Annotated in this window: 7 protein-coding genes; 5 read left to right on the top strand and 2 right to left on the bottom strand. The window is 67.5% G+C overall.

The features are described 5' to 3' along the window. Nucleotides 1–157 precede the first annotated feature (157 nt). From ACGHC0_RS00250 to ACGHC0_RS00230, 5 genes are all read left to right on the top strand, one after another. Nucleotides 158–1,543 (top strand): TolC family protein, encoded by a 1,386-nt coding sequence (locus ACGHC0_RS00250; RefSeq protein WP_415267089.1) that lies wholly within the window; start codon nt 158–160, stop codon nt 1,541–1,543. Between the two features lie 72 nt (nt 1,544–1,615). After that, on the top strand, nt 1,616–2,827 hold the full coding sequence (locus tag ACGHC0_RS00245; protein WP_415267088.1) for an efflux RND transporter periplasmic adaptor subunit: 1,212 nt from the start codon (nt 1,616–1,618) through the stop codon (nt 2,825–2,827). Next, nucleotides 2,824–5,907: an efflux RND transporter permease subunit gene (locus ACGHC0_RS00240; protein ID WP_415267087.1), complete on the top strand. Its 3,084-nt coding sequence runs from the start codon at nt 2,824–2,826 to the stop codon at nt 5,905–5,907. The genes ACGHC0_RS00245 and ACGHC0_RS00240 overlap by 4 nt, the downstream gene beginning before the upstream one ends. 780 nt (nt 5,908–6,687) lie before the next feature. Continuing rightward, entirely contained in the window at nt 6,688–7,428 is a 741-nt protein-coding gene (locus ACGHC0_RS00235) for a LysM peptidoglycan-binding domain-containing protein (RefSeq protein WP_415267086.1), read from the top strand. A gap of 119 nt (nt 7,429–7,547) precedes the next feature. After that, nucleotides 7,548–7,859, top strand: a complete 312-nt coding sequence (locus ACGHC0_RS00230) for a lysozyme inhibitor LprI family protein (protein ID WP_415267085.1) — start codon at nt 7,548–7,550, stop codon at nt 7,857–7,859. A 101-nt stretch (nt 7,860–7,960) separates the two neighbouring features. Here the strand turns inward: ACGHC0_RS00230 and ACGHC0_RS00225 are convergent, their stop codons facing one another. Beyond that, a complete protein-coding gene (locus ACGHC0_RS00225) occupies nt 7,961–9,625 on the bottom strand; it encodes a methyl-accepting chemotaxis protein (protein ID WP_368353478.1) in 1,665 nt (554 codons plus the stop codon). 104 nt (nt 9,626–9,729) lie between these two features. Further along, nucleotides 9,730–11,994 (bottom strand): heavy metal translocating P-type ATPase, encoded by a 2,265-nt coding sequence (locus tag ACGHC0_RS00220; RefSeq protein ID WP_415267084.1) that lies wholly within the window; start codon nt 11,992–11,994, stop codon nt 9,730–9,732. Nucleotides 11,995–12,015: the final 21 nt, after the last annotated feature.

The raw sequence follows: 12,015 nt of genomic DNA, 5'->3' as shown, positions 1-12,015 counted from the left end.
GCTGCACCAAAGATGGAAGGAAAAAAGAGAAGGAAAAAAAGCCCCGCCCGGGTACGGCTAGCCGCACCGTGGCGCACAAGCCGCATTGTGTCGCGCCCGGGGCCCGGCGGCACGCCAGGTCAGGCCGTGGTCAGGCTCGCACGCCGATAAACAGGGCATGCGTTCCAATCCCCCCTCCCTTTCCCTGCGCAGCGGCACCGCACTGCGGATCGCGGCCGGCCTCCTGGCCTGCGGCGGCGCCTGGCTGGCCGGGCCGCACCCGGCCCAGGCCCAGGCCACGGCGGCCATGCCCGCATCCTCCCGGCCCGCTCCCGCGCCTGCCACGGCGGCCGCCCCGCGCGGCACTGGCTGGACGCTCTCCCAGGCCCTGGCCGCCGCCCGCGACAACAGCGAAGTCAACCAGGCCCGGCAGGAACTGGCCGGCGCGCGCGCCGACGTGCTCAGCGCCGACCATGCGCCCCTGCCCTCCCTGACCACCAAGGCCAGTTCCATCGACCTGCAGCACGGCCCCGGCCCGGGCAACGTGTTCACGCGCAAGCGCATCGACAAGTCCGTCGGCATCGACTGGACCTGGGAGCGCGGCGACAAGCGCGCGCTGCGCAAGAAGGCGGCCGAGAGCACGGCCAACGCCGCGGAAGCCGACGTGGAAGACACGCAGGTCCAGCAGTTGCAGGCCGCCCTGGGGGCCTACTACGACCTGCTGGCCGCGCAGGACCGCCTCGCCGAGGTCGCCGCCATCGAGCGCAGCCTGGCCGACGTGGCCGGCATGGCCGAGCGCCGCGTGAAGGCGGGCGATCTCTCGGTGCAGGATGCCTCGCGCACCCGCATCGAGGCCGAACGCGCCCGTGCCGACACGCGCGCGGCCGAGCAGGCCCGGGACGACGCCGCACTGGCGCTGGCCCAGGTCACGGGCAGCACCGGCAGCCGCCTGCAGGCCGTGGACACGCCCTGGCCCACCCTGGCCGGCGACCCGCCCGCCACCGATGCCGACCTGGCCGCCTGGGCCGAAACCCGCGCCGACGTGCGCGCCGCCCTGGCGCGCGCCCAGGCTGCCCAGGCCGCGCTGGACGGCGCCAACGCCCTGCGCAAGTCCGACTGGACGGTGGGCGCCTCCATCGACCATTTCCCCGGCACTTCGACCCGGCAGGTCGAACTGCGCGTACAGATCCCGCTGCAGTGGGGTTACCAGTACCAGGGCGAGATCGGCCGCGCCCAGGCCGACTACGCCAAGGCGCAGGATGCGCTGGACAACACGCGCCGGCTGGCCCTGCTGGACCTGCAGCGCCTGCGCCAGACGCAGGAGAGCGCCGCCCGCCGCGCTGCCGACTACGACCAGGGCGTGCTGCCCCGTGCACGCCAGGTGGCCGACAGCGCCGAGCTGGCCTACCGCAAGGGCGCCATCGCCCTCACGGACCTGCTGGACGCCCAGCGCACCCTGCGCGCCACGCTGCTGGACGCGCTGGCCGCCCGCGCCGACTACGCCAAGGCGCGCGGCGCCTGGCTGCTGCGCACCCGCCCGCAGCTGCTCACCGGCACGCCCTGACCCCGGCCTGACCGCCGCGCCACCACCCAGCCCTCCCGCTTTCCACTGCATTCCTTTCCGGACCTCCCGACCATGATGGCTCCCCTTCTCTCCCTTCCCGCGCGGCGTCCTTCCGCGCGCGGCCTGCTGGCCCTGGCCGCGCTCGGCGCCGCCTGCGCGCTGCTGCCCGGCTGCGGCAAGTCCGGCGCGGAAGCCGCCGCCACGCCGCCCGAACCCGCCCCGCCCGTGATGCAGGCCGGCCAGCTGCGCTTTCCGTCCGGCCATCCGCAGCTCGCCCTGTTGGGCACCGTGGAAGCCCGTGCCGCCAAGGACGTGGCGGTGGACCTGCCCGCCCGCCTGGTGTGGAACGAAGAGCGCACCCAGCGCATCTACCCCGCCTTCGCCGGCCGCGTGACCGCCATCCAGGCCGACCTGGGCCAATCGGTCAAGGCCGGCGCGCCGCTCGCCCTGCTGGCCTCGCCCGATTTCGGCCAGGCCCAGGCCGACACCGCCAAGGCCCAGGCCGGGCAATCGCTGGCGCAGCAATCGCTCAAGCGCCAGCGCGAGCTGTTCGAGGCCGGCATCATCGCCCGCAAGGACCTGGAGCAGGCCGAGGCCGACGCCGCCGGAGCCCAGGCCGAAGTGGCCCGCGCCGCGGCCCGCACGCGCCTCTACGGCAGCGCCAGCGGCGTGAACCAGCAACTGGCCCTCTCCACCGGCATTGGCGGCGTGGTGGTCGAGCGCAACCTCAACCCCGGCCAGGAAGTGCGGCCCGACCAGTCCGGCCCGGCGCTCTTCGTGGTGACCGACCCGACCTCCCTCTGGGTGCAGATCGACGCGCGCGAGACCGACCTGGCCTCGCTGCGCCCGGGCGACCCGATCACGCTGCAGGTGCCGGCCTACCCCGGCGCCACCTTCGCCGGCAAGGTCACGGCCACGGCCGATGCCATCGATCCGGGCACGCGCACGATCAAGGTGCGAGGCGTGGTGCCCAACGCCGACCGCCGCCTGAAGGCTGAGATGCTGGCCACCGCCCGCGTGCAGGAAAGCCGCGCCGGCGGCGTGGTGGTGCCCGCCAGCGCCATCGTGCTGGACGGCACGCAGCACCTCATCTTCGTGCGCCGAGAATCCGGCGTGTTCGAGCCGCGCAAGGTCGAACTGGCCCATGAAGGCCCGGCCGAGGTGCTCGTTTCCGCCGGCCTGCAGCCCGGCGAAGCCGTGGTGAACCAGAACGCGCTGCTGCTGGCGCGCCAGTTCCAGTCCATGGCCGAAGACGCCGCCACCGCGAAGAAAGAGACCCCATGAAGCGTCTCATCCACTACGCGCTGCACCAGCCCCTGTTCATCATCCTGGGCGTGCTGCTGTTCGCGCTCGCGGGCGTGATCGCTTTCAAGAACCTGTCGGTGGAAGCCTTCCCGGATGTCACCGACACCCAGGTCACCGTGATCGCGCTCTTTCCCGGCCGCGCGCCGGAGGAAGTGGAAAAGCAGGTCACGCTGCCCATCGAGACCGCCCTGGCCGGCCTGCCGAACTCCATCCGCGTGTTCTCGCATACGCAGTTCGGGCTGTCGTTCACCGTGGTCACGTACGACGATGCGGCCAACGTGAACATCGTGCGCCAGCAGGTGGCCGAGCGGCTTTCGACCGTCGATCTGCCCCAGGGCGTACAGGCCGAGATCGCGCCCAACGCCACGCCGGTGGGCGAGATCATGCGCTACCGCCTCAAGGGCGACGGCCTCACCACCACCGAGATCCGCACCATCGAGGACTGGACCGTCGAACGCGCGCTGCGCCAGGTGCCCGGCGTGGCCGACGTGGTGGCCATGGGCGGCGCCATCAAGCAGTACGAGGTGCAGCCCGACATGGACAAGCTGCGCGCGTACAAGGTGAGCTTCCAGAACCTGCTGGACGTGCTGGGCCGCGGCAACGCCAACGCCGGCGGCAGCTACGTGGCGCAGGGCGCGCAGCAGTACACCATCCGCGGACTGGGCCTGCTGCGCTCGGCCGAGGACATCGGCCGCATCGTCGTCGCCTCGCGCGGCGGCACGCCCGTGCTGATCCGCGACATCGCCCAGGTGCGCATCGGCGCCGTGCCGCAGCTCGGCGTGGTGGGCCAGGACCAGGACGACGACATCGTCACCGGCATCGTGGTGATGCGCAAAGGCGAGAACCCGAGCGTGGTGCTCAAGGGCGTGAAGGACAAGATCGCCCAGCTGAACCAGCGCGGCCTGCCGCCGGGCGTGCAGATCGTGCCCTTCTACGACCGCACCTGGCTGATGGACAAGACCCTCACCACCGTCTTCCACAACCTCGTCGAAGGCGCGCTGCTGGTCTCGCTGGTGCTCTACATCTTCCTGTCGAACCTGCGCGCCAGCCTGGCCGTGGTGGTCATCATCCCGCTCGCCCTGCTCTCCACCTTCATGGGCCTGAAGATCATGGGCGTGCCGGCCAACCTGCTGAGCCTGGGTGCGATGGACTTCGGCATCATCGTGGACGGCGCGGTGATCGTGATCGAGAACATCATGCACCGCCTGGCCGAACGCGGCGAGGACATGGACGACCGCGACCGGCGCGACACCATCATCGAGGCCGCGGGCGAAGTCGGCCGGCCCACGCTGTTCTCGATGCTCATCATCATCGCGGCGCACATCCCCATCTTCGCGCTGCAGCGCCACGAGGGCCGCATCTTCCAGCCCATGGCGCTGTCGGTCACCACCGCCCTCATCGGCTCGCTGATCTTCTCGCTCACCCTGGTGCCGCTGCTGGCCTACTGGCTGCTGCGCCGCAAGCTGCCGCACGGCGACAACCGCGTGGTCACGCGTGCCAAGAGCCTCTACGCTCCGGTGCTGGACTGGGCGCTGGAGCGCCGCCGCACGGTGGTCATCATCGCGCTGGCCGTGTTCGGCGTGGCCATGGTGGCGGCCTCGCGCCTGGGCTCGGAATTCCTGCCGGAACTGGACGAGGGCACGACCTGGGTGAACTTCAGCCTCTCGCCCAACGTCTCCACCGCCGAGGCCTCTCGCATCCTGCGCATGGCGCGCAAGGCGCTGCTCTCGGTACCCGAGGTGCGTACCACCGTCTCCAAGGCCGGCCAACCCGAGGACGGCACCGACCCCAAGACCATCTCCATGGCCGAGATCTTCGTGGACATGAAGCCCGAGGACCAGTGGCGCCCCGGCATGACACGCGCGAAGATCACCGAGGAGATGGGCCGCGCGCTCTCGGCCATCCCCGGCATCGACCCGGCGTTCTCGCAGCCCATCCGCGACAACGTGCTCGAATCGATCTCGCAGATCAAGGGCCAGATCGTGATCAAGCTGGCCGGTGACGATCTCGTCGAGATGAAGCGCATCACGGAAGAGATCGCCCGAGAGGTCAAGCAGGTACAGGGCGTGGCCCGCGCCGAGATCGACCGCGAAGGCCAGGTGCCGCAGCTGCTGATCGACATCGACCGCGACCGCGCCGCGCGCTATGGCCTGAACGTGAGCGACATCCAGGACGTGATCGAGGCCGCCCTGGCCGGCAAGGCCGCCACCAACCTGTGGGAAGGCGAGCGCAAGTTCGCCGTGGCGGTGCGCCTGCCATCCGACGAGCGCACCATCGCCAACCTGCCACGCACGCCCATCGCCACGCCGGACGGCGGTTATGTGCAACTGGGCGACGTCGCGAAGATCCGCGAAAGCTCGGGCGCCATGAACATCGCCCGCGAAGCCGGCCGCCGCACCACGGCCATCGGCATCTTCATCGCCGGGCGCGACATGGGCTCCGTCGTGGCCGACATGAAGGCCCGCGTGGAGAAAAACGTGAAGGTGCCGGACAACTACCAGGTCAACTGGTCGGGCGAGTTCGAGAACCAGGAACGCGCCATGAAGCGCCTCTCGGTGGTCGTGCCCATCTCGCTGCTGCTGATCTTCGTGCTGCTGTTCGACGCCTTCAAGTCAGTCAAGATGGCATCGCTCATCCTGCTGAACGTGCCCCTGGCGCTCATCGGCGGCTTCGTGGCGCTCTGGGTCTTCGGCATCCCGCTGTCGGTGTCGGCAGCCATCGGCTTCATCGCGCTCTCCGGCCAGGCCGTGCTCAACGGCGTGGTGATGCTCTCGGTGTTCCAGCAATTGCAGGCCGGCGGCGCCAGCGTGGTCGAGGCCGTGCGCCAGGGCTCCATGCAGCGCCTGCGCACCGTGCTCATGACCGCCCTGCTCGCCATGCTCGGCCTGCTGCCCATGGCGCTGTCGCACGAGATCGGCTCGGAAACACAGCGCCCCCTGGCCATCGTGGTGATCGGCGGGCTGGTGACGGCCACGCTGCTCACGCTGGTGGTGCTGCCGGCGCTGTACGTGGCGTGGTTCGGGCCGAAGAAGGGGCAGGAACCCGGCGCGCTCGCGTAAGACTGTTTGCCGGCACGAAAGGCCTGTTCACGCGGAGGAAAGTCCGCGGGAAAGGCCTTTTTTATGACTCTAGCAATTAGGAAACCTCCCACCAAAGGTCCCAGAGATTAGTCCAGTTGGACCTTCAGCTTGTCTTTGTAGACTCGCAGTCTCATTGCTGCTCTCTCAATGAAGTGCTCATATAGCAGCACCTCGCTGTACAACTCCCCATACCTTCGGTCGGTTTCGTAGTCGACAAGTTGTGACGTGCTAAAGAATCCTTTTCCGTTCGGAAATCGCTTGTACTCAGGCATCATCCTGGACGGATCAATTTTGCACCCGATTAAATATCCATAGAACTTCTTGAGTCGGCCGTTAGATTTTGCAGCCAGCAAGCGTGCATACTGGGCTAAGTCTGCGACATGATCTTGATGCGCACATCGAACTCACTGATCGAAGACAAATGCGCTCGCCCCTACGTGAGCACGGCATCGCATCGTAGCCACCGCTGGTGAGGGGCGTCCGAGCAACTATAGACTCCATAAGACTCTCGGGAAAGGTCTTGCTGAATGGCATGGCGATGCTCGCGGTGTCCAGCAGTGCAGGTCGGCGACACCAGCGCGACCTAGACCATGCGCCATACCTCTATCCAACGCCTGCGCGTTTCGAACCCTCCTCTAACTTATGCAAAGCATGAATAGAAGTTACGTAATTGCACGGCACGTTCACGTTATCTTCAACCCAGCATAGCGGTGCGAGTAGAGCAAACGTAAACAACGGCATAAGACGGAGAGGGCTTTGATGGCAGAGCAAGGACGCAAGAAGACGGGATTCGAGAAGTGGCAAGAGGGCATCGACAAAGCTGTCCAGGATGTTCGCTGGAACGACTGGGATTGCGAGATCCAGTTGGCCGTCAATGAATACAACCAACACCTTTCCGGTGTGGCGGGCTATATACCCTTGGATTGGTATTTAATCAAATCGATGGTTTGGGTAGAAACTGGTGCAAACAGTCCAGAATGGAAAATCAAACCAATGCAGATCGGTGTCGCTGGAGACCCTGGAATGGCCTCGCTTCTCAGCGGGGATGAAGGCGGCGATTTGATATTGCCACCCAACTGGAAATCTAAATTGACGTCAAATACGGTCAGAACAATCCCTCAATATAACCTACGTGCAGGAATAGGTTATTTGCTGATGAAGATGGGAAATTACGAATACCGCAACCTGCCGAGTTCAGATGAAAAATACTACGAAGTTGTCGTCAAGCCGGGAGACAGCTTCGAGAAGATCGCAAGAAAAAATGGCAGCACGGTGGAGACAATACAAAAATTGAATCCAAACATCTTGCTCCTGCGACCCGGACAAGTGCTGACATACCAAAAATCATCAATCCAGAGAACCATAAAAAGCTGGCGGACTTTATCAACCCAGATGGTGGCGCAAAGATATAACGGTGGCGGTGATCCCGATTATGCAAGAAAACTCGACTACGTGTTACCATTGCTGCGAAAAGGAAAGGCTGCAGTATGCGGAAAATAGTTCTCAGGGCGATATCTTCGGCAAGCTTCCTTTTCGCATCAGTTATTGCGGCGTCACCCACGCATGCCACAGAAGAGCGCGCTCTACGTGAGGAATGCAGTATATTCTCCCAAGCTGGAATGCGTGACTGCCTTGCAAAAAAGGCTTCAGACAGTCAGGTTGAATTGCAACAGGCAACAAAAAATGCAGTTAGCGCTTTGTCGAAGTGGGATGAAGATGCCAAATATTCCAGCCGAGCCAAGGCCGATTTGGCTGCGTCCGATAAGGATTTCGATAAATACCGCGATACATACTGCAAATTCAAGGCTTCTCTGAGCGGAGGTGGTGCCGGTAATTCTCACGAAATCCTGCGTTTGGCGTGCATTACGGAACTCAACAGCACCCGGGCCCGCCAACTGCGTGACGCGGTAGCAGACCTGCCTTTGAAATAGTCGAGTTCAGCACGCCGTGAGAGACCGCCTGGGAATCGGAAAAACCGTCCCGTCCGGCGGGCTGGGGCGAAGAACAGAACTGCTCCCGCCCCGCCTTGCAATCAAGCCGACAGCAACGCCGTCCGGCCACCAGCCGGCAGAGCCGCCGCATCGCCATAGGCGCCGGAACCGGGTACCGCCGTGGCATGGCGCGCCACCGCCGCATCGTCCAGGTGGAACTGCTGCACCACCTGCGACAGGCGAGCTGCCTGTTCGCGCAGCGATTCCGCGGCGGCGGCAGACTGCTCCACCAGCGCGGCGTTCTGCTGGGTCATGCGGTCGATCTCGCCCACGGAGCCGTTGACCTGCCCGATGCCGGAAGACTGCTCGGCGGCGGCGGAGTTGATCTCGCCGATGATGTCCGAGACGCGCTGCACGCTCTCCACGATCTCCTTCATGGCGGAGCCCGCATCCTCCACGTGGCGCACGCCACCGTCCACGGCTGCCACGCTGGAGCCGATCAGGCCCTTGATCTCGCTGGCGGCCTGGGCGCTGCGCTGCGCGAGGCTGCGGACCTCGCCGGCCACCACGGCGAAGCCCCGGCCCTGCTCGCCGGCCCGCGCGGCCTCCACGGCCGCATTCAGCGCCAGGATGTTGGTCTGGAAAGCGATGGAGTCGATCAGCCCGATGATGTCGCCGATCTTGCGGCTGGAGGCCGAGATCTCGTGCATGCTGGCCACCGCCTGCTCCACCACGGCGCCGCCCCGCGTGGCGATGCCCGATGCGGAGGCGACGAGCTGGTTGGCCACCTGCGAGGAGGAGGCGGTCTGCTGCACCGTGGACGTGAGCTGCGACAGCGATGCCACTGCCTCCTGCGCGTTGCTGGCGGTCTGCTCCGTGCGCGAGGACAGGTCCTGGTTGCCCGAGGCGATCTCCTGGCTGGCCGTGGCGATACTGCCGCTCGCATCGCGCACCTGCGACACCAGCGCGCTCAGCCCCTCCTGCATGCCCTGCAGCGAGCGCTGCAGGTCGGCCACCTCGTCGCGGCCCTCCACGTGCATGCGCTGCGACAGGTCGCCGCCGGCGATGGCCTGGGCCATGCGGCGCGCCTCCACCAGCGGACGGCAGATGGAATTCATGTTCAGCAGCGTGAGCGGCACCACCACCACCACGGTGATCACCACCGCCAGCGCGAACAGCCATTTGGTCTGCTCGGACACGGACTGCTGGCGTGCGGTCACTTCCGCCACTTCCTTGCGCAGCTCGCTGTCCAGTTGGGAGAGCAGCTTGTCGGCCTCGGCAAATTCCGCCACGGCCTTGGTGCTCATGCGGTTGGCGATGGTGGCGCTGTCATAGCCGCCGGCCTCGAGCTGGCGCGCGACGCTCGCGAACTGGGTGCGGTAGGCATCGAGCCGCTTCACGATGTCGGAGGCCAGCTGGTTGTCCTTGTCCTGTCCGCCATCCTGGAAGCGCGCCGCTGCCTTCTTGGCGCGGTCCAGGCTCTCCAGCCAGGCCGCGTGCGACTTCTGCACGCCCTCTGGCTTCTCGTACTGGATGATCATGTCCTTTTCGTGCTGGCGGATGTTGCCCATCTCGCCGCGCAGCTCGGCCATGGCGCTCACTTCCGAAAAGGAATGGCCGATGAACTCCTCGCTCATCGCATGGATGCGGAACATGCCCAGCATGCCCGCGCCGCCGAGCAGGCCCAGCAGACACAGCACGACGCCGATGGCCCCCAGCATGCGAACCCGGATCGTGAACCCGCGCATGAGCGAATCGAATTTCATGATTGCCTTCCTCTAATCCCCCCAGCACGTCGATGCGAGCCGGCTATGAATGAAACAAAACGTAGCAAAGCGATCGCCGAGCGTAACCGAAGCGATTGCAATTCTCAAAGGCGCCAACGCTTCAACAACAAGGCATTTGCCAGCACGCTCACCGAACTGAGCGCCATGGCCGCCCCCGCCACCACCGGACTGAGGTAGCCCAGCGCGGCCAGCGGAATGCCCGCAGCGTTGTACACGAACGCCCAGAACAGGTTTTGCCGTATCTTGACCACCGTGCGCCGGGATATGTCGATGGCGGCCGCCACCAGGGCCGGATCGCCCCGCATGAGCGTGATGCCGGCCGCATGCATGGCCACGTCGGTACCATTGCCCATGGCGATGCCCACGTCGGCTGCCGCCAGCGCGGGCGCATCGTTCACGCCGTCCCCCACCATGGCCACCACGCGCCTGAGCCCCCCCTGGGCTTTCACACTGCCGCGTTGGAGTTCCGCCACGCGCTCGGCCTTTCCGCCCGGCAGCACCTCGGCCACGACCTCGCCCGTTTCGGGCCGCAGGCCCAGTTGCCGTGCCATCGCCTCGGCAGCCCCGCGGTTGTCGCCCGACAGCATGACCACCCGCAGCCCCCGAGACCGCAGGGACTCGATGGCCGCGGCCGCGCCGGGCTTGGGCTCGTCCCCGAACGCCAGCACGGCACGCACGGCATGCCCGCCCTCCGGCAACTGCTCGGCCAGCGCGGATACCGTGGCACCGCCCTCCTGCAGCGCGCGCGCTCGCTCGTCCAGCGGCTGCGGCACCGCGGCGCCCAGCGCGGCCATCCAGCGCAGGCTGCCCATGCGCCAGAGCGCGCCCCCGGTCCGGCCCTCCACGCCCTGGCCCGGAACCGCACTCGCGGCTTCCGCGGCCTGGGGCAGCGCCAGGCCTCGCTCGCGCGCAGCCTGCAGCGTGGCATGTGCCAGCGGATGCCCGCTGCCCGCCTGCAGCGCAGCCGCGGTCGCCAGCAGCCTCTGCGCGTCCTGCCCGGGCGCTGGCTCGAACGCCTGCAGGCGGGGACGGCCCAGCGTCAGGGTGCCCGTCTTGTCGAAGGCGACGGTGTCCACGCCGTGCGCAGCCTCCAGCGCCTCCGCGTCCTTGATGAGGATGCCGTGCCGCGCGGCCACGCCGGTGCCCGCCATGATCGCGGCCGGCGTGGCCAGGCCCAGCGCGCAGGGGCAGGCGATCACCAGCACGGCCACGGCATGGATGAGCGCCGCCTCCAGGCCCGCACCCGACACGAGCCAGCCCAGCAGCGTGCACAGTGCCAGCGCCAGCACCACCGGCACGAACACGGCGGAGACCCGGTCCACCAGCCGCTGGATCGGCGCCTTGGCGGCCTGCGCGTCCTCCACCAGCCGGATGATGCGCGCCAGCACCGTCTCCGCGCCCACGGCCGTCACCCGCACCACCACGCGGCCGTCGCCGTTCACCGATCCACCCGTCACCGCGTCGCCCGGCACGCGCGCCACCGGCAGCGGCTCGCCGGTCAGCATGGATTCGTCCACCTGCGTATGCCCTTCGAGCACCGTGCCGTCCACCGGCAGGCGTTCGCCAGGACGCACGGCGATGCGGTCCCCTGCCATCAGCTCGGCCACGGGCAGGTCCACCTCGCCGTCCGGTCCGATCCAGTGCGCGGCGTCCGGCCGCAGCGCGTGCAGCGCCCGGATCGCCGCCGTGGTCTGCCGCTTGGCGCGGGCCTCCAGCCACTTGCCCAGCAGCACCAGGGTGATCACCACGGCCGAGGCCTCGAAGTACAGGTGCGGCGCATGCCCCGTCCCATGCACGGACGCGAGCCAGAGCCACAGCGACAGGCCATAGGCCGCGCTGGTGCCGATGGCCACGAGCAGATCCATGTTGCCGGCACGCGCGCGCAGCGCATGCCAGCCCGCCCGGTAGAAGCGTGCGCCCAGCACGAACTGCACGGGCGTGGCCAGCAGCCACTGCAGCCAGGCCGGCGGCATCCAGTCCCGCCCCGCCAGGCCGCCGAGCATGGGCAGCACCAGCGGCAGCGACAGCGCGATGCCCGCCGCCACCGGTCCGAATCCGGCCCAGGGCGAGGCCGCATCCGGCGGCTCCGGTGCATCCGCCGCGCGCGGCTCGTAGCCCGCATGGCGCACGGCGCGGCGCAGCAGCCCGTCCATGGAGGCCGGCACGCTGTCCGGTGCCGCGCCATAGACCACGTGCGCACGCTCGGTGGCGAGGTTGACCTCGGCGCTGCGCACGCCGGGCACCTTGCGCAATGCGCGCTCCACGCGGCCCGAACAGCTCGCGCAGGTCATGCCGCCGATACCCAGGTCCAGGGACCGCTCGGAGGAAGAATCAGGGGAAGCATCCATGCCGGCACCTTAACCCCTGAC

The sequence above is a fragment of the Acidovorax sacchari genome, assembly GCF_042847045.1.
Lineage (GTDB): Bacteria > Pseudomonadota > Gammaproteobacteria > Burkholderiales > Burkholderiaceae_C > Paracidovorax > Paracidovorax sacchari.
This window is presented reverse-complemented; position numbering and strand designations above follow the sequence as displayed.